Genomic DNA, 23,291 nt, shown 5'->3' on the forward strand with positions numbered 1-23,291 from the left:
TTTTTACCGCATAAAATCTATTTCAGACGGCGGCCTTTGTTGTATTCAGATATACCAATAGCGACCGATCAATCGGCTCAGAAAAAATCCCGCATTGAACGTTCAATTCATCCTGTGGCAGCAAACAACTCCTTTTGCCCATCTTCTTTTTTCATTGGTTTATGCCTTGTTCCGGCCATTTCAATCAACAATGTTACGATAGTCGTCAGAGTTGATCGGACAATCACACCATGCTGGCTTCTTACCCGTGTTTGTTCGAGGCCTTCTCTTTTTTTCATCAGATTAAAGGGCCTTTCACAGTTTTTCCGGATCTCGATTGCGTCTTGAGATCCGCTATGAAAAATCGGCATTGGTTGAAAATAGCCGCTGTCAAAATCAACGATCCTTGATTTTGAACAATTTGATTCAAACGCACACTCACCCGGAACGGCATCACATCCAAATTCGTGGCCTTCCGGTGTCGATCCCAAAAACTGCATTGGAATCTCACAAGAATCATTACAGGCAACCCTTAATGGCGATTCCAAAACGTTGTCAGGAAGTTTGGCTTTCTCCGATGCAGGGGTGACGACATAGACACCGGTTTCGTTGAGAACCGAACCATCACTATCGTGATAAGCCTGGTCGGCGGTTATCAATTTGATATCAATACCCAATGTTTGAGCAAGCTTGATCAACGGTTTTAAAAACAGGCTGTCATGATGATTTGCCGCCCCGATTAGGGATACCAATGGAAAACTATGGCCTGTCGATGGGTTGATGGCTGTTAGGGTGTGAAGCCGGTAGCCAATGACGTAATACGATTTATCCCTTTTATTCCGGCGTTTTCCACAATCACAGTCCGGATCGGAATACATTCGTATTTTTTTGCCTTTGACCTGAATTGTGCAAAGGGGGTAATTGATTTCAGACGGCAGTTCACTGGAATCAACACCATGGATAACGGCACTCTCCAGACAGCCTGATTTATAAAAATGATGGAGGAAATATACCAGGACATTCATCAATTGTTTGAAATTCAGGCCACGCCGGAAGTGACACAATTCAGTATGATCTGCCTGGTGTTTGGTATTTAAAGGCAGTCTCACAAAACGCCTGTTTTGCTTTCGTTCCCTGCCAAAATATTCATCGCTGCAAAATTTCCTGTAACTGATTTCAGGGTATTTGATTATTTTTAAAAGCTCCATCCGAAATAACTGGTAGGGTTGAATATCCCTGTGCACAGCGGAATATCCGTCAGGCGCAATCAAGCTGTTGATAATCTGGTTGTCTATAAGTTGGTCAACAAACTGCAATTCCGGGTCTACAATTTCAGGGTATGGCTTTTTCAGGGTGTCAAAATGAAACAGGTTGTCGGAATGAAAATTTTCAATGTAGGACGCCATCTCAGGAAGGCTACGAATCTCTGCTGAGGGGGCCTGATCTTCAACTCCTATGAGTTCTTCGATGGGGATGTCCAAGGTTTGAGAATAATCATAATTATCCAAAACTTCCATCATGATTTGCTTTGTCAGCTCTTTTTTGGACTTCCTTGTCATCTTTTTCCAGTTCGGAAAACTCTTTTTCAATTGCTTTGTGATGATTCGCCTGATATTTTTTGTATGCATAAAGCCTCTGTGGTGTTGTTTCCTTTTTGTTTAGGCGCTTGAAAGATACAACTAAACAGAGGCTTTTTCAATTACTAACATACTGAAAATTTGTCGGATAACGTTAAAATTGCGTCATCGATTTCAACACCCTTTATAAAGATTTGACTCCAAGAAACATGAATGATGTACTTTTAATTATGATTTGGTTTTGTAAATATCATCATTAAGCTGTTCGTGTAATCCCATTATAATTTTTTTAAAATCTTTTCTTTTAGATAAAAGATGTATGACTTGAGGAAATGAAAAGCCTATTATCGGAGAATTTAAAGCTCCTTGAGCTCCTCCTGACAAACCGAACATCTTTATGTCATTATTATTACAGGCATCTAAAAAGTCCTGATATTCGCTAATATTCGCTTGATTAAGAAAAGATTGAATATAAGTGTTACTATTTAAATCAACGATAGGCACATGAACCCACATTTTGTTTGTAATATTTGATAGTGAGCTGGCCGCATTTTGAAGTAAAGGTAATGCACTAAAATTTAATGTGAGAAGGCTGTAATTTTTCCCAATCAGCCTATGAACATCAATGGAAGCTTGTGACAATGCTTTTCTTGCATCGAGAAACTCCTGGGCTTTTCCTTGTGCATAACATATTGAAAAATCAATTGATTCTATAGTTGAGCTACCCTTTTGTATCTCGTTCACAATTTTAATTAATGATTCTATATAAATTGTTGTGGTGTTTATGTTTTGAGCAATGAAGGCAAAAAAATTTTCTACTTCATTTGCAGCCTGATTTTTCAATTGTGCTTTCATTTGATTACGCCAATTTATGGTCGCAGTATGGAATGCAACAGCGAATCCTGTAACAGTTATAACTGAAGTCAAAATCGCAGTTTTATACTCTGAGGGGAGAGATATGGCCCAGTCAAGTAACTCTAATGCTGAAAGAGGTGGTGAAGATGAAAATAATTCAAAATAATAATATAAACAGATAGAAATAGTTAGACCCCCATAAACCGATGACAATAAAAATCGAAAAATTATCACAATACTTATTATAATGTAGAAAGTAAGATAGGATATGGAAGGAGGTAAAATTTTTAATAATTTAATTAGCATAGATCAACCTCATTTATAGACAAATTACGGGGTTCCCATTTACTTCAATATTTTATTGGAAAATTATTTTTTTTGTTCAAAAAATATCATGGATACAGCAGGTATATTATACGAGATCATCCATAATAAGGTTTTTCTAAAACAAAGGGAACTATCCAAGAAAAACTTCTAATCGTTCTTTCAGTGTTCTACGATCGAGAATGCCTGTCATATTGAAAACCTGAAGAGAAAATCCTTCCGATTTTGTGAGGTTTTTCCAGTTTTCGGCCACCCATTTTAAATCTTCAGCGGTAATTAATGCTACGTCAGTATCTGTTTCGGAGGCATTTTTCAGTTTTATGGCAGAAATCTTGGCTCTGCTGCCTATCTGGGGAACAACAACCAAAAAAACATTTACCCTTGTCACAGATTCGCGAATGTATTTTTAAACTGGTCAAAATGAGCTTTGGGGAATTCATATACAGATTCTTTTCCCTTGTTGTCCCACAATAAAAGTTCACCATTTGGGAAAGAAACACCACCGTCTGAATGTTCAGTGCCTGGCATTTCAATGAGTGGAAAACCGAGTTTTTTCTCAAAAAGGTAGCGAGTGCCTTTCTCAAAACCTGATTCCATGTCTCGATCATGGCGGATAAGATTTTGAGAGTATAAGTTTTGGTTGTCGCGGTGGGCTAATTCCACTAAATATTCATACCAAATTGCACGGGGATCTTCCGCATTCTTAATTTTCTTCACGGTAAGACCGTCATAATACTGAATGATATTATCAATTCTTTCACTTTTTGTTCCCGAAATTTTTACTCCTTTTAATTTTTTGCAGAGTTCCGCAAGTTCCTCGTTCCGAAGGGAGGATAGAATCTCAGAGGGTTTGCATCCTGCTATTAGAAGTCTTTCGGATCGTTCTGTCTTTGATCCTGACAGCGGCATGTTCATGTATTTTAGCGCAGAACGCAGTTGATCTGTAGATAGTGCTTCATGCATAAGTTTCTGGGAATCTGGTTTCATTTCAAAGCCAAGGATTGATTTTACATTAGGAGCGATTTCTTCTGGTAAAACTAAAACAGCCCCGCCCTCCATCTTATTACAGCAGAACAGAATTCCAATAGCCTGAAGGTATTTAGCAACATCTGAAAAAAAATTGGAATTGTGGAGTTCATTGTTAGGCTGTGGGAACTTTCCAAGTTTTGCTTCCAGTAGACGATGCTCACGACGGGTAATTCCCAATTTGACACGAAGTCGTTCGAGCATCCGAAATTCATCTACTGACACATGGTCATCCTCCAGTGCTATCTCCAGAACGGTTTCATAGATTTCAACAGCTTTGGGGTCACTGAACTTGAAAGCGTCTTCTGACTTTGCTTCATCAATAACGTCTTGTTCGAACTTCTGTACAAATTTGAATAGTTTATCTTCAGGACATGCCATCTCTGAGTTCATCAGAAGACCATTTAAAATCCCCTCTGTGAGAATACGCTGGCTCCTTGTATAAGACTCAAGATCTAAAACTTTCCGTATTCTTTCGTCGCTGAAAAGTTCTGCTTCGTTTTGGGAAATCTGTTCGCGATGTCTTTCTTCATCTCCTTTAGTGATGTCATCTTTGAGTATGCTGTTTACGATTCTTTTTAGATACATCATTGACATATTGGGAAGGCAGTCTACTATTTTCATTTTTCACCTCTCTGTTATCTAACTATAGAAGATTTGATGTAATTTTCTATAAGTTATTTATAACAAATAATTTTGAAAATCTATAATACATGAAAATCGTAATAATACCCAGTTGGTGATCCATGAAAAAACCGGATTAAATTTTGAATATCAATGAGATTCGATAATGTAAAGAACTATCCCACAGAGGATACATTTTATATATAATTTTAATGCCTATGAGTCAGAAATTGCTTGCATTGGTCTGGGTTTCCAAGAGATATCCTTAATCCAAATGAGTAATGCCCTGGCGTTCATTAATGGTATTTAAGGTTCATCAGAAAATCGCGTACTTGGAATGAGAAGCAGGCCGATATAGGATTCTGAAACAAAAAATGATTTTATGCTTGAAATGAAGGTGTGGACATGATCATTTTCCAATTTTTTTGTGTTAGCCGCACAAAACCGGAGAATAGAATCATGTCCACCAGTCTTATTTACCACGCTTTTGGTCTTCGTGACTACTTTTATAAAACAACCCGCTTTATCGGCGGGGTGCTCACCTTTGAAATATTTCCTAAACCCGAGGCAATAAAGTGTCCTGAATGTAACTCAAGATCTGTCGTGAAAAGAGGAGTTATCAAACGAACTCTGAGAACAATACCCGTAGGTTCGAGACCCGTAATCCTCAAGACGGCCATTCAGAGAGTCTGGTGCCCCATATGCAAATTTGTCCGGCAAATCAAACTGTCTTTTTCCAAAGAGGGGAAGAGTTATACCCGTGCCTTTGAACGTTATGTCCTGGAATTATCCCAGTTCATGACAATCAAAGATATTGCCAGCCACCTGCGTATCAGCTGGGATACCATCAAACAGATACAAAAAGCTCATCTTACAAGACGTTACCGGAGCATACCCCTCAAAAAGGTCAAGCGGATTGCCATAGATGAGATCTCCATAGGCAAAGGACATCAATATCTAACCATAGTAATGGACTTGGAATCCGGCAGAATTCTGCATGTGGGTGATGGAAAAGGAGGCGATGCATTGAAGTTCTTCTGGCAAAAAATAAAAATTTCAAAGGCCGGAATAGAAGCTATCAGCATTGATATGTCTCCGGCATATTTGAGTGCTGTTATTGAAAATATGCCTGGAACTGCCATAGTCTTCGATAGATTTCACGTGGTAAAACTGTTCAATGAGAAACTATCTGAATTCAGAAGGGACCTTTACAAACACCTGTCGAATAGCGGGGAACAAAAACTGATAAAAGGAACCCGCTGGCTTTTGTTGAAGAATCCAGAAAACCTTCAAAAGAACAAGGGGGAAGCAGAACATCTGCAAAAGGCACTGGAAGTCAATCAACCGTTATCAACCGTATATTATATGAAGGAAGAGCTCAGGCAAATTTGGAACCAATCAGATAAAAATACCGGTGGGAAGGTTCTGGAGAACTGGATTAACCTGGCCAATGTATCAGATATTCAGATGCTGAAGAAATTTGCAAAGACGCTGGGTCTACACAGAAACAGGATACTCTCCTTTTATGATTATGCAATTTCAACAGGGCCTTTGGAGGGAACCAATAACAAGATCAAAACCATGAAACGTAAAGCATATGGATATCGTGATTTTGAATTTTTTAAACTAAAACTTCTGGATCTTCACAACAAGAAGTACGCATTAATCGGATGAACCGTATTTAAGGACTCCCAAGCGATTATGGATGAGGTGTTGGCTACTTTGGTGCTTGGGGTCGGGCCACACTAACTATTCGAATTTTCAGTCAATATGTTCGATTTATAGCCATTTTTAGGGCCTATATCGCTGTTTTTAGTATCAAAATCAGCGATATAGGGCATTTTACGCTGGCTAAAATTTAAGTACATATTCTCTATATTGCTCTTTTTGCCCCCGAAAAGTACAATATAGCCTCAAAATCGGGGTGTTTTTCGAGGTGATTTGTCATTATTTTAATTGGTTATCGTGGCCCGACCCCCTTACGGCCCCTTACGGCCCTTACGCTTCCGCCCTTACGCTTACCCTAAATATCGGTCAATCTTTGGGGGGAGTTCGAATTTATCTTCTTGACCGTTCATAATTGAGCACCTTGATTTCTTATATGATACCTAACAATATGATGTGTAGATTTGGATAACTTTCACTGCTAAATAGCTAACTGGATAATACGCAGGAATGAAGAATATCCAGATCCGGCTAATTCCTCTATATACTCAACGACATATCAGGATCACAATATCGTGTAAAGTGATATTATAATTCTCGTTTAGGGCTTAACTGTTGGCCTCAATTCATATAAATTTGACTAAGCACTTATGGTATAATTGCAAACCAAGACCCGTTTTGAAAAAGGGTTCAATAACAAAACCAAGATTGGTGAATCATACACGCCAACATGTATTTTTTTTGGCTTCTCCTGGGGTCGGTTTGTAGAGCTTGATCATAGACTGCCAGGATGATTCCTGCCCGGCCGTTTGCACGGCAGAAGATCTTTTAAAAAAACCAAACGATCCAAGCCGGGAAAGATACCGCTGTCTCCATCCTCTGAAGGATCAGATTTTGGCCGCCTGAACATGCATCCAGTCAAAGTTCCGGGTCCGGCCCAGGCTGAGCCAGCCCTCTTCTTCCCAGAACCGCCACCAGGCATCATAATCCGGATGGGCAAAGGAGGCCTTGTCCCGGCCCCATTTGAGGCGGTTCCGGCCCGGGTCATAATCCAGGGCAATGCCCCAGGAGTGGAGGGAATAGCTGGAGCCGCCCCGTTTCTGCCGGACGTTGAGGCAGCCGCCCCAGAAATCGAGCCTCAGCTCTTTGATCCTGTCCTCTCCGTAATGGTCCCTGACCCGGGTCAGGACCCGGGACAGGCTGTCATGGACCTTTTCATGGCAGGAAAAGGAGTTGACCACGGTTGAGGTGTCCCAGGCCAGGCAATGGGGATAGGGCAGGTGAAGCCGGGCCTGGTTCTTTCCCACGTCGCCGTAAACCCTTGTCAGTTCCGTTTCCGGCTTCTGCACGGGCCAGTCATTGGGATTGGATTCGTCCAGGTCCTCGGGCCGCCATATTTCAGGTTCCAGCCCTTCTGAGATCCGGACCAGGGATTCAAAGGCGAATTCCGTCTGGGGTCCCCAGTATCCGTCCTGTTTTCCGGTTTCAATCTCTTTTTTTATGGCCCGGTCCTGGATAAACCAGACCCCTTTCCGGGTTTTGGGAAAGTTCAGAGGCATGCCCGGGACCTTGTCCAGGGCGGCCAGGGTTTTATCCCCCAGGATACCGTCGATCTTCCCCGGATCCAGTCCCATCTTTTTCAGTTCTTCCTGGATATATTTTATGGCTTTTTTGGTCATATTCATTTCTCCCCATGCCTGTTGTCAGACATTCTGTTTAATTCTCAGCACTCATCTCCAGTCCCCATTTCTTCAGAACGCCTGTATCCCTTTCCCAGCCGTCACTCACATGAAGGGTCCATTCTCCCTGGATCTGCTCATGGAGAAGGTCTGCCAGGGCAGGCAGGGATGCCGAGGTAAACTCCCCGGCCAGGATCCCTTTTTTTGAACCCAGGGAATTAAAGGGAATCAGAACGGCCCGGCTCCCGGAAGGAGATCCCAGGATCACGGAAAGATCCCCGTGGTAGGAATGATCGATTTCAAACCAGACTTTTATATCGGACAGGGTTCCGGGCCGGTCCAGGGGGATGACGGAGCCGATCCCTGCCCGGTCAATGTCCGGAATGGGTCTGTTTTCCGTTTTTTCCTCCTGGATCCGGGTTTCCCGGTCTGAATAATCCAGTTCCATCTTCCACCAATTGAGCCTGCCGATATCCTGGCCTGCCGTATCGGCCACCCATAGTTTCCAGATCCCGGCAAAGGGCGTTCCCTTTAAAGGGGCCAGTTTGGAATCGGAATCAAATTCCGCCCGGATATCGTCCCGGCTTCCCCCCTCTTTTTCCACCAGGGTGAGGGCCGGGCCTTGGGGAGGCTCAAGCATGATCTTGAGGTCCTGGATATAGGTATGGGTGATGTCCAGGCTGAGCTTTATCTTTTCAATGAGGCCGGACTTGAAAAACTCGATCTCATCCCAAACCCCTTCCGGATCATTGTCCGGGATGAGCAGGGAGGGTCTGGACTCCTTGACAATGGTTTCCCCGCTGCCCTCGGGCTCGGCCGGGCTGCCCGTCGAAAAGGAAATCGCATCCCCGGGGGGGCCGACATCGTAAAGTTTCAGGCCCGATTCCAAGCCTCCCCAGGCCCGGGAAGAGGGGATGGTATCCCGGGAGAGGGCAAGCCCCGGTTTTTCCCTGAACAGGTCGGCATCATCCCCCTGGTTCCGGTTGTTCTCCAGATTCCGGGCCCCGTCGGCCTGAACCAGGGCGCACTGGTAATGCCGGTCTGCCGTGCCTCCCTGCCATTCATTGGATCCCAGGATATCGCAGTGGTACACGGCCAGGCCCGAGGACATGGCGTATCGGTCCAGATTCATCCGGGTCCGGTTCTCCACGATAAAGTACTCGTTGGGCCGGTCATCCACGACATACTTGTGGATGGTGTTGTAATCCCCGTGCACGGCCCTGAAGTTTCCCGGATGGTTCAGCAAAACCTCGTTTTCAGCCCAGCCGGCCAGATGCCTCAGGTAGCCGCAGAGGGGAGAGGGGTTTCTCCCCCGGTTGAGATGGCTGCCGCTGGACATGAGGCAGTAATATCCGAGCCCTGCACTGGGATCTGAATCCCCGTCCCTGGATCCGTAATCGTAAAGATCGGGAAACCGGCAGATCAGATGGCCGGCCTCGTGGCAGAAGGTTCCGATCTTCATATCCACCGGACTCCTGCCCAGGCTCTGGATGGTGTACAGATCGGTTCTCATACCGTTGCGGCTGTAATCCATGGAATAATTATGGGGCCAGAGCCAGTCTTCGTAAAGGGTTTCCCCGGCATAGAGAAAATTGACGGCATCCACCACTCCCCTCTGCTTGCAGTCAAAAAGGGAAAGATCCACCCCGAACTCCGAGACGGCCAGGTCCAGGGCCTCTTTCATGCAGGGATTGGCAATATAATGGGTCCGGTTCCGGGAAAGTCTGACCGGCCCCACCACCTCGTTTACGTACTCTATCCTGGAGCTGGACATGGTCTTATAGTACTCCCGGACCGAACAGGCATTTCCGTAGGCCGTGAAGTTCTCTCCGTTGAGCAGCCCGTCCACATGGTCCCGGGTGATCCGGGTCCTGACATCCTTAAACTCCACCAGAATGGTCAGCCCCTTGACCCTGGCCTCCCGGTTCAGCCGGGTCCCGGGTAAAAGGCCGTTGTTCCGCCCCAGGGTGGCGGAGACCCCGGGCGGGGGGGATTTTTTGGGCCGCATGAGGCGGAATCTCTCATCAAACCGGGAGTTCCGGATTCCCTTGTCCTCCTGGAGGTGACGGACCACCCCCAAAGGAACCGGTTTGTGGGTGGGGGCCCCGCTGGAAACCAGCCGGCCACCGGCCAGGACCGAAAAACAATAAAGGTCCTTGTCCGTATCGTAGACCACGGTATAGCCGTCCAGGGTTTCATACCGGGCATAGAACTCATCCCCGTAAACCCTGAGCTGAATGTCTGCCCCGTTTTTCTGGGGGAAATTTCTGATTCTGCCTAAAACCAAACACATGGTGTCCTCCTTTTGCTTAAGCGGCACAGATGCCGTACTTGGGAAGGATTTCATGGAGAAGGGTAAACCTGTGGTCCAGCAGGGCATCATGGAAAAATTTCCAGTCACTGTTCAGAAAGGTGCTGTTCCAATTATACTCCTGAAAGTCTTTTGTGGTCCCGAGGGAAAGGTATTTCCAGGATCTTTTCCCGCAGGGATCGTAGGCGGGATTTCCCGGTCCAAAGGGGAAAAACCCCTCCCGGATTCTTTCCATCCATCCCTGGTGGCGCTCTTCTCCTTCCTCATTGGTAAAGGTCGTGAAGATCTCCTTAATTTTTCCCTTGTACTCCTCACTGAGCCCGATTGTGGGCGCCTCCACAGATCCGGCCCGGAATTGTTCCATGGCCCGGCAGAGATGATCGGCCGCATCCAGGAAGTCGAGGGTATTGTTCCGTTTCACCGGTTTCCCCTTGGAATCTGTATACTGCCACTCCAGATAGGGAAGATCCGGAAAGCAGAGGGCAGCCCCATGCCCTAAAGGAAGAGCATCCCCCACAAATTTACTCTTGACCCGGTCAAAGAGTTTTCCAAAAAATCCGCAAAGATGCTCCTGGGTTTCGTATTTATCGTCGCTGAGATTCTCAAGATCGCTGATATCGTTGACCTCATTGTTGATCCCGGCAAATCCCCTGTGGGCCCAGGTATCTGCATAGACATGCATGGTAATGCCTAGCCGGTGGAGGGCAAAAGGCTTGTCCCTGTCCCGGATGCAGGCGGCAATCATATCCTTGGCCACGGGACTGTTCTTCCTGCAGATGACCTTTTCAGTGAACTTCTGTCCGGGATTTTCCCAGGCCTGTTTCCGGTCATTGCCGGGAAGGAAATGAAAGGGAATCCAGACCCGGTGATTGGCCAGGGCCTCCATGTTCCTATAGTCCATCATGCTGTGGGCGGAGCAGACCCGGGCGTATATGGCCTTGTTTTGAAATCCTATGGTTCCGGTTTTTACGGCGTCATCCACATACTGGGCGCAATAGGCGATTTTTTCCGCCTCAGGATGTTCGAATCCCGCGGCCCTGGCCGTGACATAGGTTACCCCGTGGTGAAAATCTATCTGCATGATTCTTCTCCTTTTGGTTATCTTTTTATTAAGGGCTGGCTGTTATTCCGGTTTTCCGGAAAAATCATCTTTGGTCCAGCATGTTTCCTATATTCATTACGGCCATATCCAGGCTTCCGAGGTTCATGATCAGGCCGTCCAGCAGATAGCTGAGATCTGCCGTAGGTTCTCTTCTCCGGCTTTTGGATTCAAGATTCCCCATGATATCCTTTGAGACGGCCCAATGGGACTCTCTTAAAAGGTCCATTATCTGTTTTATCTGCTGTTCAGACTGCCGGGGATTACCGAATCTCTGTATTAATCCGGTCCTGGAAAACTCCTGAAACCAATCTTCGATTTCCTTAACGCCCTGGTGAATTTTTTCGGAACAGGTTTCCAAAAGCGATTCATTCAGGGCATTTCGCCTGGCAACATCGCGAAGTCCGGACAGATAAGAATTTAATTCAAAAATAACCTCTCTGATTTTTTCCAACTCCCGGTGGCGGTAATGTATTTTTTTTTCCTTTGCGGCATTCTGGAAAGCCGGATTCATGGGAAGGCTCCCGATCAGACTGCCCATGGCGCCGGCAGCCATGGTCATCTTGTCCGGATCAAAATCTCTTACCATTGCATTGACCGGAGAAACCGTCAGCAGAACCGTACAGACCGTCAAAAGGATTTTTATCTTTATTCTTTTCCCAAGCACGCCCCCTCCTTTTAAAAAATATTGACAGACATGAAATCCGGATCAATGGTCCGGCACTCCGGAAAATTCCAATTCCGGCCATCTTCCGGGCGCAATTGTAGATGAGATGATTTCAGATGCAGGACCGGATCAGTCGCAGTTTTTTAATAATCTTTTCAGCAGGGCGAAGATTTCAGATTGAATGGATGATCAGAAATTATCTACCATAACCCGGCCCGGGGTTTCAAGAAAAATCAGATAAGGGCCTTGGATTTCTCCCAGGGAAAAACGGACCGGGGTTCGAATGATTTTTTAAGGTTGGGTCAGGACAGCCTGTCCAGACATTGGAGTATGGTTTCCTTTTGTTCCAGTCCCTGGAACCATTCCCGGGTTTTCGTATCCATTCCCCGGGCCGAAGCCAGGATCATGGCCACCAGGCTGGCCCGTGCCGCGTTGTCCCCCCCGGCCATGACCGCGGCCACGATTCCCTGGGAAAGATTTTCCTCATACCGGGCAATGATCTGGATGATGCCGGCAAAGGCATCACCGGTGTGACAGGACTGGCCCAGGCGGCCCACGGCCGTAACACTGTCCTCGGCGGCAGCCTCCAGCCCCTGACGGGTCCATTGGGCAATGGGGGAGTCTTTGAACCGGGTTTCGGCGATCCCGAGAACCGCTTTTGAGGGTGCCGCGCCCCCCAGGCACTCCAGGGAGACAAGGGCAAAAAATGCAGCGCTGTCGATGGTGTCCGGATCATTATGGGTCATGATGGTCTGGGCCCGGACCGCCTCAATGAGCTGGTCCGGATCATCTCCCAGGCTCAGAACCAGGGAAGGAATCCGTGAAGCCGGGGCAATATCATCGGAGCCTGATCCGCTGTTATAGGGGCCTTTTCCCTGGGCAATATTCTCCAGGGTGGCCCGGGTGGCTCCGTCAATATACCCATTATACTCCCGGAACAACTCCTGCCACAGATCAAAAAAATCATTGGGATCAAACCCGCCGGAATGGGCCACGGATTTCAGGAGGACCAGGGACTGGTCACCGTAATGGGTAAATTCTCCCTTTTTCTTGGTGGAATGGTAGGAGCCCGGTTTCGGGGGCAAAAGACGGTCAACGAGTCCGAAATCCGACTCAAGAACCTGGGTATCGTAGATCCAGTGAACCCCCAGGGCCAGGGAATCTGCCGCAAGGGATGCCATAACCATGGCCTGTGCATTTTCATTCATGATAAATCCTCCTTTGGATCTGACCCGGGCTGTCCTGTGCCGGAGATGGCGTCCAGACGGCCGGTCCGGGATAGATGCCGGATTCTGGAAAAGGGTGAAACAAAACAAGTATATAAAATATAAGTCTGATTTGAAATGATAAAAGGATTTTTTCAGCCCTTTACGGGTCTTGCCTTGACCTTACCCCGGATTTAAGGCAGTCTTGGGCTCTGAGACAAAAACAGATATATATGGCCTTCCAATGTTGAACAAAAATAATCCCAAAGAGTATCCTAACCGCCCGGCCCTGGCCGTGGGAGCCGTGGTCTTCAAGGAGGACAGGATCCTCCTGGTCCAGCGGGGAAATCCTCCGGCCAAGGGGGTCTGGGCCATTCCCGGGGGCAGTGTGGAGCTGGGGGAGACCCTGAAGCAGGCCGTCCAGAGGGAGATCTTAGAGGAAACCGGGATCCGGATCCGGGCCGGGGAACCGGTCTATTCCTTTGAGTCCATTGAGAGGGACCGGGACGGGAAGATCCGGTATCATTACTATATCGTGGATTTCGAGGCTGAATATCTGGGCGGGGAGATCCGGGCAGGAGATGACGCAGAAAAGGCAGAGTGGGTTTCGGCGGACCAGCTGGACCGCATGGAGATCAACCCCAAAACCCGGGATCTGCTCCGCAATCGATATGATTTCGGATAAAGCCCCCCATCCTTTTGTCAGGACCGAACCCGCTTTTCAGGATCCGGATATCAGATTTCAGGCCCAGCCTTTCTCAGCCAGATGAAGAACAGGGCCAGGCAGAGGAGAAACCCGGCGGCAAAGGTCCCGGGGAACCAGGCAAAGGTATCCATGAATACTCTGTCCTCCAGACCCGGGCCCTGCATTCCCTGTTTCCCTGTTTTCAAGAGAACTGCGTAGAGCAGTCCCAGCAATCCGTAGGAGATATTGTAGGACAGGCCCTTAAAACTTAAGACCGTGGCCCTCTGGTCCGAAGAGGCGGCCCGGTTGAGATAGAAACTGACAAAAAAACCGGTGAAATACATGGCGCTGAAGGTGATCAGGGCCGGGATCACTCCGGCATAGGGCCAGAACAGATTCATGGTCAAAAGCCCGGTGGCAGCCAGGCCCGCCGTGATCCAGAGGGCATGGGAGGGGGGCCTGTTTTCTGCTATTTTCCGGGCGATTTTCGGGATCACCAGGCCCAGAAGGGCCACCATGGATCCCATGATGCCGAAAAGGGATTCCGGCAGATCAATGACCCGGTAGTACTGGCTGGACAGGGTAATGACCACCCGGATCAGCCCGTCAAAAAGCATCCCGAAGAGGATCACGGTCATGGCAAAGGGAGTCTTTAAAATCCAGAGACCTGCCGCAAGGGTGAGACCAAAGGCCTGGGCCGGTTTCATCTCCCTGGACCGGGCCGAATCTTTCCCGGTCCCCGGGTCCTTCATCTTCAGGGTTGCGGCCAGGGCCAAAAGGGCCAGGGCAAAGGTCAGATACAAAGGAAACCGCATGGTGATCGCCTGGGTGATCCCAAGGTCAGCACCCAAAAAAGAACAGACACGGTCCACCAGGGCCGGGTCATAGACCGCAGCCCCCAGGGCCATGGAAATGATAAACCCCACGGACTGGAACCGCATGAGAATCTCCAGGATCCGCCCCCATTGCTCAGGATCCCCCTCTGCGGCAAGGGAGTCATAGGCAATGGCCTCATCCGCTCCGGAGGCAGCGGCTTCGGCCAGGCCGCTGAGGATCCGGTTCACCAGAAAGACCCAGAATACAATGGACACATGGGACCTGGGAACAAAGCTGATGATCCCGACCTCCACCACCATGATTGATGCGGCAAAGACCAGGAGGCGTTTTCTCCCCATGATGTCTGCCAGGGCCCCGGACGGAACCTCTGCCAGGACAATGGTGGCGGCCCAGACTGCATTGAGGATGGAAAACTGAGCCAGGGTCAGGCCGAAATCAAGGAACAGAACCGTAAACACCGGATAGTAGAACCTGGAGTTGAAAAAAACCCGGAAAGCGATGAAGAGCCGGATATTGGGAATGGAAAACGGAGATAAATCAGATGATTTTTCGGCAGTTCCCATATCCGTCAGTATCCTTTTCCCTTTGTTTGTCCCGATCCCTATCCCAGTCCATATCCAGCAGAAATCTCAATAAGATTTAGCCTGCGGCTGCTTTCTCCTGCATTGATCTTTTATACCAGGGAAGGTATGATTAGTAAATTCATATCATCCAGGGAGAAATCAAATGCCTCACATCTCTTACCCGGGAATTTATATCGACGAAATTCCTTCGGGAGATCCGTCCATCCGGGCCTGTGACACCACCACGGCCGCATTTGTGGGAAAAACCCAAAAAGGGGACCTGAACAGGGCCGTGCCGGTTCAAACCCGGCAGGAATACCAGGATCATTTCGGCACAATTATCGACGATTCCTTTCTGGCCCAGAGTGTGGATCATTTCTTTATGAACGGGGGGAAGCGCTGTTATATTGTCCGGGTACCGGCCCCAACCCGGATGTCCGGAGTTTCCCAGCCGGATCTATTTACAAAGGCCTTCCATGCTCTGGACGATATCGATGAGATCAGCCTTTTGGCAGCACCCGGAATCGGCACTTCCTGGATAACGGATGCCGGCATGGAATACTGCGAAAACCGCCGAAACCTGTTTTACATCGGCGAAACCGGCCGCGGGGACAGGAGTGCTTCCCATGCCCTGGCCTTTAAAAGCCGGCTGAATCCCGCCGGTTCCCGGGGGGCGGTATACTTTCCATGGATCCTGGATTCCTCGGGAAGGCAACCGGTATTGTCCCCTCCCTCGGGCGGTATTGCCGGGCTTTATGCCAGAACCGATCTCAGCAAAGGGGTGTGGAAGGCGCCGGCCGGTCTGGATGCTCTTTTAAAAGGGACCGGAAAACCTTCATGTACAATAACCGATCCGGACCAGGACCGCCTCAATCCCGCCGGGATAAATGCCATCCGGAAATTTGAACCGACGGGAACCGTTGTCTGGGGGGCCAGAACCCTGTCCCGGGATCCTGAATGGAGGTATGTTCCGATCCGGCGAACGGCAATGATGATTGAAGAAAGCATCTCCCGTGGAACCCGGTGGGCCGTGTTTGAACACAATGATTCCAACCTGTGGATCCGGGTGAAGCAGACAATCGCTCTGTTCCTGGGCAATCTTTTCCGGGAAGGCGCCCTGCAGGGAGCCAAAGACTCCGAGGCCTTTTATGTCCGGTGCGGCCGGGGAGAGACCATGACCCAGGCGGATATCGACCAGGGACGTCTCATCATTGAAATCGGCATTGCCCTTTTAAGACCTGCAGAATTCATCGTCCTGAGGATTCAGCAAGCCATTTCCGGAAAATGATTGGTTATTCCTCGGGACGGCCCATGACCTCCGCAAACATGTCCATATCCCAGAGCCTGGACTCTGCCAGGTTTTGGCGGAACTTGATGAAATCAACGGTATCCTGACCCGTGATCTTCTTGGTGTTAAAGGCGCCGAATCCCAGGAAGGCTTCCCCGCCCATGTTGGCGGCCAACCAGTGGCGGTGGTCGTTTTTCATGGTATCCCAGAAGAACTTCTTTTTCTGACGGATTCCGTCAATGGACTTGATCAGGCATCCCGGGAAAAGATTGGCAAATTTCCAGACCACCTTGTCCACTTCCTTATCCAGAAGCTCAAAATCCGCCTTGGGCTGAAGCTCTTTTAAGAGGGTTTTTCCCTCCTTGAAATCCCGGCCGGACTTATATTCGCCGTAGACGATCTCCCCCTCTTCAATATACCTGTCCGTTACGATCATCGGGTTTCTCACCCATTGGCCGTCCTTTTTGAGGACCGGAACCACCTTGGAGATCATGCCCTTGGCCTTCATCTTATAGGCAGACCACATTTCGCAGGAGACGCAGTTCCACATGGCATCCTCCATGGTCAGGAACCAGGGAAGAAAATCACTCGATCCCCCGGCCGGGGCGGAACCGTGCCTGGGACCTGCCTGGCCGAAGATGGCAAGGTCCGAGGACACGGCCAGGTCGCAGGCCAGGCCGATCTCCTGCCCCCCGGCCACCCGCATGCCGTTGACCCGGCAGATCACGGGTTTTTTACAGGCCAGAATGGAATCCACCATGTGGTTGAACAGCTCCATGTACTGGCCGTACTCCTCGGGTCTCCGGGAATAGTACTCCGAGTACTCCTTGGTATTCCCTCCCGTGCAGAAGGCATAGGGTCCGGTTCCCGTAAAGACCACGGCCACGACGCTCCGGTCCAGGGAGGCGTTTTCAAATCCGGCGATCACCCCCTTGACCATGTCCGTGGTATAGGAGTTGTACTGCCTGGGATTGTTCAGGGTGATCCAGGTGACAAACAGACCTTCCACGGTCTCCCCTTTGGGGTCGGTCAGGGGCTTTTTCTCGTAGATCACGCAGGGAGCGTCATCTTCAGTTCCCCAGAAAGGGCTGGTGTGAAGGGTGTGATCCTTAAATCCGTTGTCCCTGGGCATCCATTCAAGGGCCATGTTTCCTCCTTTTTAAAATCTCAATTTTTTTATCCAAAACCGACAGGACGGCCTTGGATTTTATTTTTTAAAAACCAATATCCAAATCAAAGTCCTGTGTTTGGATCAAAACTACCCGATATAACCTCCATCGACGTTCAATATCTGCCCGGTAACATAATCTGCATCGGAAGAGGCCAGGAACAAAAAGGCCGGGGCAATATCTCCGGGTTCGGCAAATCTGCCCAGCTGGATCCTGGATTCGTAGATTGAGCGCAGTTTTTCATCGGACTGGAGCTTGCCGGTCATCTGGGTTTTGGTGATTCCGGGGCAGACCCCGTTGACGTTGATATTGTATCGGCCCAGTTCCCGGGAGGCGGATTTGGTAAATCCGATCACCCCGGCCTTGGCCGAGGCATAGTTGATCTGGCCGATGGTGCCGAAAAGTCCGGCCGAGGAGATCACGTTGATGATCTTGCCGGATTTCTGCTCTTTCATGTGACGGGCCGCAGCCTGGGTGGTGTTGAAGATCCCCTTTAAATGAACGCCCACCACCTCGTCCCAGTCCTGCTCCTTCATCTTGAGAAACATGGACGGCCTGGACACGCCGGCGTTGTTCACCAGGATATCCACCCGGCCCAGCTCCTTGATGCACGCTTGAACCATGTCCCGGGCGCTTCCATGGGAGGAGACGTCTGCGGCGGCAAAGGCGGCCTTTCTGCCCAGGTCCTGTATTTCACCAAGGGTCTGCCGGACAGCCCCATCCTCATGGAGATCGTTGATCAGAACATCGGCCCCTTCCCGGGCAAAGAGCAGGGCCACGGCCCGGCCGATTCCCCTTGCCCCGCCGGTGATAATGGCTTTTTTTCCTTGAAGTCTCATTCTGCCCCCGGGTTAAAAGTCAGGGACCAGGACGATTCTCCGGTCCGGTGACTGGGTATGGGCCTCCTCAAAACTCTCCACAATGGTGCTCATGGGCCGGGTCTGGACAAAATCCCTGAAGTTGATCCGGCCCGAGGTGATCATGCCCAGGACCGAAGGGTAATATTCGGGCAGGCATCCCCAGGTTCCGATGAGTTCGGCGTCAAAGGCCATGAGCCTGGATATGGAGTACTCCACCTTGTGGGGACCGAATCCCACCACCACCATCTTTCCGGTGAAGCTGAGCAGACCCAGTCCCAGCTCCTGACCCGGCCGGGTCCCGGAAACCTCAAAGATCTTCCACCCGAAATTGGGCAGGCCCTTTTTCTTTCGGAATGCCTTGATCTCACCGCTCACTTCCCTGGGGGTTTTTCCCATGGAGTTGACAATAAAATCAGCCCCGTTCTTCTCCATGACATCCAGGCGCTCCTGGTTGATATCCACGGCAATGACCGTTGCCGCTCCCAGGGCCTTGAGAATCTGGACCATGTACTGGCCCACCCCGCCGACCCCGATGACGATGGTATGGTCACCCGTCTGGACATCTGCCCGTCTGGCCGCCTGGAAGGGGGTGGTGGCGGCATCCGCCACCACGGCCAGTTCTTCCAGGGAGATATCCCCCCTGTCCGTCACCGGACAGAGATCAAGGGCAGGCACGGGAATATGACTGGAAAACCCTCCGTAAATTCCCATGGAATTGCCCGGCATTTTCTGGGAAAGACATCTATTGCCCCGGCCGGTCTTGCACAGATGGCATTCACGGCAGGGCATTACCGCCGGGACAATGACCTCCCTTCCGAGCCAGGCCGAGACATCCCCGGCCGCATCCACCACAACCCCGGAGATTTCATGGCCCAGGGTCAGGGGAGGCTGATTCACCGTGGGCACCCCGTAGTAGTAATACCCCAGATCCGTATGACAGATTCCGCATCCGGCCACTTCCACCAGGACCTCACCGGGATTGAGTTTCGGAACATCTATCCGGGTTTTTTCAAGCCTGCCCGGAAACACCTCTCCGGTTTCCCTCTCCTTCTTAAAGGGACTGACCATCTGCCAGGTCCAGATCTTTTCAGGAATATTGCCCATGGGTTTCTCCTTTTGCTTTCTTTAAAAAGAGGTCTTCTGAATCATTCCCCTGCTTTACCGCCGGTGAAAATGGCGGGGCCGGCACAAAACCCTTGAAAAACAGCCTGGAATTCAAGGGTGGCTTAGATACTAAATAGATACAATACAGCTATAAGTCAAGGACTTATTTGTCTGCCGACAATTATCCCCATGCCAGGCCCGGACCCTTTCCAGGAACAGGGCCGGATGTCCGCCAAGGGAGTTTTCTTTGGAAATCGGGCCTTGTTTCCCAACCGGACCGGGTGTAAGATGATCCGGCTCTAAAACATCGGAAAAAGGAATAAACGTGAACATATCCGGATTCATAGAAACCCTGAAAAAAGAGGTGGCCACCTTTCAGGTGCCCGTGGTGGACCTGATTGCCGTCCAGACCCGCTCCCCCTTCAAGGTTCTGGTGGCCACCATTTTATCGGCCCGGACCCGGGACGAAGTGACTGCGGAGGCCTCAAAACGACTTTTCAAAGAGGCCCCGGATGGGCCGGGTCTTGCCCTTCTTTCCAGGGAAAAAATCCAGGAACTCATCTTTCCCGTGGGCTTTTACAAGTCCAAGGCCGGGTACCTGGAAAAACTGCCCCGGGCCCTGGAGGCTTTTAACGGCCGGGTGCCCGAAGAAATCGAGGATCTGATCACCCTGCCCGGGGTGGGCCGGAAAACGGCCAACCTGGTGAGGGCCGTGGCCTTTGACAAGGATGCCATCTGTGTGGATACCCATGTTCACCGGATCATGAATATCTGGGGATATGTGAAAACCAAAGCCCCTCTGGAGACCGAGCAGGCCCTGAGAAAAAAACTGCCGAAAAAGCATTGGAAAGAGGTCAACTCCATCCTGGTGGCATTCGGCCAGGCTGTCTGCCGCCCGGTCTCCCCCCTCTGCCACCGATGTCCCATTGAGGGCGACTGCCCCAAGAAAGGGGTTACGCCAAGGAAAATAAAAGCATAGGGCCCTTATTTTTCCAGCACCTGACGAATCCTATGCGACATCTCTTTGAATACGACAGGTTTCATGATAAATGCGGCCACACCGATATCTTTGGCTTTATTCTCATCCATGAGATCGCTGTGGCCGGTACAGATAATGATGGGAATATCGTTCCGTTCGGCCTTGAGGATTTCCGTCAGATCGGCTCCCGTCATTTTCGGCATGGTCATATCCGTGATCACCAGGTCAAAGAAACCGGGATCTGATTTAAATGCCGCCAACGCCTCCAGGGGGTCTGTATATGCCTTAACCCGGTAACCGATCCGTGTGAGCATCTTGTCGAAAATTTCAACAATTTTCCTGTCGTCATCCACAAAAAGAATTGTGCCGCTTCCATGAAATAGATTATCCGGTTCAGAAATGAGTTTTGAGTCGGGAAGGCTTGCGGCCGCCAGGGGCAGATAGATGGAAACCCGTGTGCCCTTTCCGGGTTTGGAGTCCACCATGATGGCCCCTTGATGGGTTTTAATAATTCCAAGAACCACTGTCAGCCCCATTCCGGATCCCTTTCCAAACTCCTTGGTCGTGAAATAGGGGTCAAAAATCCGGTCCATGCTCTCCGGCGGGATGCCGGACCCGTCATCTGCGATCTCTATTTGCACATGCCTGCCCGGCTTTAGATCTTTGTTTGCCCTTGCAGTCGCAAAATCGACATCTGTGATCCCGGCACGGGCATCAATGGTGCCTTTGGAATCCTTCATGGATTGATAGGCATTGATGCTTACATTCATGATAATCTGCTTGATCTGAACCGGGTCTGCCACCACAGGGAGTTCAGATCTTTGAATCTGCCTTTGAATCTGAACGGTACTCGGAATGCTGGACCGCAAAAAATCCAGGGTTTCATTGATCACGGGTGCAACATCGATGACGCCTAGCTCCTGCTCCGACCCCCGGCTGAAGTTTAACAATTGGGAAACAATCTCAGCGGCCCTGAGGCTTGCCGTCTTTACAGACTCAAGACTCTCACAGGCGGGGTGGGCCGCCTCCAGTTCTTCCAGGGCCAGTTCGGCATTGCCCAGGATAATCCCCAGGATATTATTGAAATCATGGGCAATTCCGCCGGCAAGGGTACCGATGGATTCCATTTTCAGGGACTGTTTCAGCTGGGACTCCAGACGTTTTTTTTCCGTGATATCATAAAATTCAATGAGAAAAAAATCCCTGGCTTTAATTCTGATGGGCACGGCAAAAACCAGGATACGGATCACGGGTCCTCCTTTTACACGAAGATCCGCCTCCTCTTCCTTGACCTGATCCAATTGGTTCAGCCGGTCCGTGAGGCGGGTTCCTTCATCCTCAAAAAAGAACCCGAATTCTTCCGCATTTTTTCCGATGATTTCATTTTTATCGTATTTTGACATCTCACAGAGCCTGGCATTGGCGTCGACGAATATACCGGTATCCTTTTCAATCAATGCAATGGCCTGGTGGGAGGAGTTAAAAAGGATTCGAAATCGGCTTTCGCTCTCTTCAAGGGCTTTGATATGGCCTTCATTTTCACTTTTGAGTGCCTTTAAATTTGCCGCCATGAGATTCATGGATTTTGAGAGCGTATGGGTTTCATCTGTGCCGGTTTCGTCCAGGACATGGTCCAAATCGCCGGAGGCTATTTTATCGGACATCTGCGCGGCCAATGCAATGGGCCGTGATATTTTTCTGCCGATCATCCCCATGAGGCCGGCGGTTACGGCCAGCACCATGAATGTGATGAACAGGGCGGTTATCAAAATCCTCTTCTTAATGGCCCTGCCTTCTTTAATAATTTTTCCGCCGGCAGTATCAATCAATCCGGCAGGCTCACCCACAATGATCCGGCAGTTTGAAGCCGCCGGGGATACCCTTATCCTTTCAGACGCTTCTCCGGCTTTTAAAAGATCCACCAGCAAGATGGACAGACAATGGTAAGATTTTCCCGCAAGTTCAACACGATTGATCCGGGAATTGCCGGGGCCGGTGGTCTTGATGGGATCAAAAACAAAGGCATTGGACTCTTTTATTCTCTCTTTTTGATCAATGGATATCCCTGCCCATATCAGGGGGATCTGATCGTCCATCAACAAAGATATCTGACCGGTGGTTTTGAAAAAATGATGAAAGGGCACAGAGAGCCGTCTGCAGTTTATGCCGGTCAAAACATATCCGATGGGTTCATCCATATAATCATTGGGAATAACCCCTGCCGACAGAACCACGATATCTTCGGTTTCATTGCAGTCAATATTGTATGCCCGGCGTGTGTTTGGGTTCCATTTTTCAATGGATGAAACCGCCCGGTTGTCGGTCAGATCCCTTTGGGCAATGGCAGGAGCAAAACGGCTGAACAGGCCGAGTTCCTTAAAATGGGCTTCGGCAACCTCCTCGTCCATCATGGACGGAAAAGAGACCAGCACCCTTCCCCGGGTGTCGAAAACCACCATAAAATCAATATCCGCCTTTGCGCAAATCTCCGACATCCTGGCGAACAGGGCTTTCCACTGACCATTGCCGGCCGTTTCCCTTATCCCGGTATCCAGGCAGGCATCGGCTGTTTCCGAATTGGTTCTTTGAATATGGTAGGCAAGGGTATTGAGTAAAATCTTTTTCCCGGATTTGATGCGCTGGCCGGACTGGATTTCAAGCTCCTGGAGCAGTTCCCGGGTCTGGGTTTCAATCCCTTTGTTTAAAAGGCCCAAAACACCTGCCACGGTCAGAAGGACGGCCAGAAAGACCATGCCAATCGTGGAAAAGACTATTTTTTTTCTGATGACCATTCT

Annotated in this window: 18 protein-coding genes; 4 read left to right on the plus strand and 14 right to left on the minus strand. The window is 49.5% G+C overall.

All coding sequences use genetic code 11. From position 1 onward, the window contains the following. Nucleotides 1-107: 107 nt before the first annotated feature. From F608_RS0111065 to F608_RS0111080, 4 genes are all read right to left on the minus strand, one after another. A complete protein-coding gene (locus F608_RS0111065; RefSeq protein ID WP_022663626.1) occupies nt 108-1,607 on the minus strand; it encodes a hypothetical protein in 1,500 nt (499 codons plus the stop codon). A gap of 177 nt (nt 1,608-1,784) precedes the next feature. Then, nucleotides 1,785-2,717: a hypothetical protein gene (locus F608_RS0111070; protein ID WP_022665705.1), complete on the minus strand. Its 933-nt coding sequence runs from the start codon at nt 2,715-2,717 to the stop codon at nt 1,785-1,787. 151 nt (nt 2,718-2,868) lie between these two features. After that, nucleotides 2,869-3,102, minus strand: a complete 234-nt coding sequence (locus F608_RS0111075) for a hypothetical protein (protein WP_022665706.1) — start codon at nt 3,100-3,102, stop codon at nt 2,869-2,871. Nucleotides 3,103-3,119: 17 nt separating this feature from the next. After that, nucleotides 3,120-4,385 carry a hypothetical protein gene (locus F608_RS0111080; protein WP_022665707.1) on the minus strand — a complete coding sequence of 422 codons (1,266 nt, stop codon included), beginning with the start codon at nt 4,383-4,385 and terminating at the stop codon, nt 3,120-3,122. A gap of 459 nt (nt 4,386-4,844) precedes the next feature. On the opposite strand from F608_RS0111080, the gene F608_RS0111085 reads away from it, so the two are divergent. After that, on the plus strand, nt 4,845-6,059 hold the full coding sequence (locus tag F608_RS0111085) for an ISL3 family transposase (RefSeq protein WP_027362664.1): 1,215 nt from the start codon (nt 4,845-4,847) through the stop codon (nt 6,057-6,059). Nucleotides 6,060-6,937: 878 nt separating this feature from the next. Here the strand turns inward: F608_RS0111085 and F608_RS0111095 are convergent. The 5 genes from F608_RS0111095 to F608_RS0111115 all read right to left on the minus strand — a co-directional run bounded on the left by F608_RS0111095 (nt 6,938) and on the right by F608_RS0111115 (nt 13,014). Continuing rightward, a complete protein-coding gene (locus F608_RS0111095) occupies nt 6,938-7,729 on the minus strand; it encodes a M15 family metallopeptidase (protein ID WP_027362665.1) in 792 nt (263 codons plus the stop codon). A 37-nt stretch (nt 7,730-7,766) separates the two neighbouring features. After that, a complete protein-coding gene (locus tag F608_RS35675; RefSeq protein ID WP_022665711.1) occupies nt 7,767-10,022 on the minus strand; it encodes a M6 family metalloprotease domain-containing protein in 2,256 nt (751 codons plus the stop codon). Between the two features lie 16 nt (nt 10,023-10,038). Further along, nucleotides 10,039-11,121: a DUF6765 family protein gene (locus tag F608_RS0111105; RefSeq protein WP_022665712.1), complete on the minus strand. Its 1,083-nt coding sequence runs from the start codon at nt 11,119-11,121 to the stop codon at nt 10,039-10,041. A 64-nt stretch (nt 11,122-11,185) separates the two neighbouring features. Further along, nucleotides 11,186-11,806 carry a hypothetical protein gene (locus F608_RS0111110; protein WP_022665713.1) on the minus strand — a complete coding sequence of 207 codons (621 nt, stop codon included), beginning with the start codon at nt 11,804-11,806 and terminating at the stop codon, nt 11,186-11,188. Nucleotides 11,807-12,108: 302 nt separating this feature from the next. Next, nucleotides 12,109-13,014, minus strand: coding sequence for an ADP-ribosylglycohydrolase family protein (locus tag F608_RS0111115; RefSeq protein ID WP_022665714.1), 906 nt, complete (start codon nt 13,012-13,014; stop codon nt 12,109-12,111). 241 nt (nt 13,015-13,255) lie between these two features. Here F608_RS0111115 and F608_RS0111125 point away from each other — a divergent pair, with 241 nt between their 5' ends. Next, nucleotides 13,256-13,696: an NUDIX hydrolase gene (locus tag F608_RS0111125; RefSeq protein ID WP_022665716.1), complete on the plus strand. Its 441-nt coding sequence runs from the start codon at nt 13,256-13,258 to the stop codon at nt 13,694-13,696. 50 nt (nt 13,697-13,746) lie between these two features. On the opposite strand, the gene F608_RS0111130 is transcribed toward F608_RS0111125, so the two are convergent. Next, on the minus strand, nt 13,747-15,096 hold the full coding sequence (locus tag F608_RS0111130) for an MFS transporter (protein WP_022665717.1): 1,350 nt from the start codon (nt 15,094-15,096) through the stop codon (nt 13,747-13,749). Between the two features lie 163 nt (nt 15,097-15,259). On the opposite strand from F608_RS0111130, the gene F608_RS0111135 reads away from it, so the two are divergent. Beyond that, nucleotides 15,260-16,384, plus strand: a complete 1,125-nt coding sequence (locus F608_RS0111135; RefSeq protein ID WP_022665718.1) for a phage tail sheath family protein — start codon at nt 15,260-15,262, stop codon at nt 16,382-16,384. Between the two features lie 4 nt (nt 16,385-16,388). Here F608_RS0111135 and oah read toward each other — a convergent pair whose 3' ends face one another. The 3 genes from oah to had all read right to left on the minus strand — a co-directional run bounded on the left by oah (nt 16,389) and on the right by had (nt 19,517). Further along, nucleotides 16,389-17,531, minus strand: a complete 1,143-nt coding sequence (gene oah / locus F608_RS0111140) for a 6-oxocyclohex-1-ene-1-carbonyl-CoA hydratase (RefSeq protein WP_022665719.1) — start codon at nt 17,529-17,531, stop codon at nt 16,389-16,391. 111 nt (nt 17,532-17,642) lie between these two features. Next, the gene (locus F608_RS0111145; protein ID WP_022665720.1) at nt 17,643-18,392 is read right to left on the minus strand and encodes an SDR family NAD(P)-dependent oxidoreductase; all 750 of its coding nucleotides are present in this window, start codon (nt 18,390-18,392) and stop codon (nt 17,643-17,645) included. A gap of 12 nt (nt 18,393-18,404) precedes the next feature. Then, nucleotides 18,405-19,517 (minus strand): 6-hydroxycyclohex-1-ene-1-carbonyl-CoA dehydrogenase, encoded by a 1,113-nt coding sequence (had, locus tag F608_RS0111150; RefSeq protein ID WP_022665721.1) that lies wholly within the window; start codon nt 19,515-19,517, stop codon nt 18,405-18,407. Between the two features lie 325 nt (nt 19,518-19,842). Between had and F608_RS0111160 the strand changes: the two genes are divergently transcribed. Next, nucleotides 19,843-20,496 carry an endonuclease III domain-containing protein gene (locus tag F608_RS0111160; protein WP_022665723.1) on the plus strand — a complete coding sequence of 218 codons (654 nt, stop codon included), beginning with the start codon at nt 19,843-19,845 and terminating at the stop codon, nt 20,494-20,496. A gap of 5 nt (nt 20,497-20,501) precedes the next feature. Here F608_RS0111160 and F608_RS34675 read toward each other — a convergent pair whose 3' ends face one another. Further along, complete coding sequence (locus F608_RS34675) at nt 20,502-23,288, minus strand: response regulator (RefSeq protein ID WP_022665724.1); 2,787 nt, start codon at nt 23,286-23,288, stop codon at nt 20,502-20,504. Between the last annotated feature and the right edge of the window lie 3 nt (nt 23,289-23,291).

Origin of the sequence: Desulfospira joergensenii DSM 10085 (assembly GCF_000420085.1) — a bacterium.
Taxonomy (GTDB): domain Bacteria; phylum Desulfobacterota; class Desulfobacteria; order Desulfobacterales; family Desulfobacteraceae; genus Desulfospira; species Desulfospira joergensenii.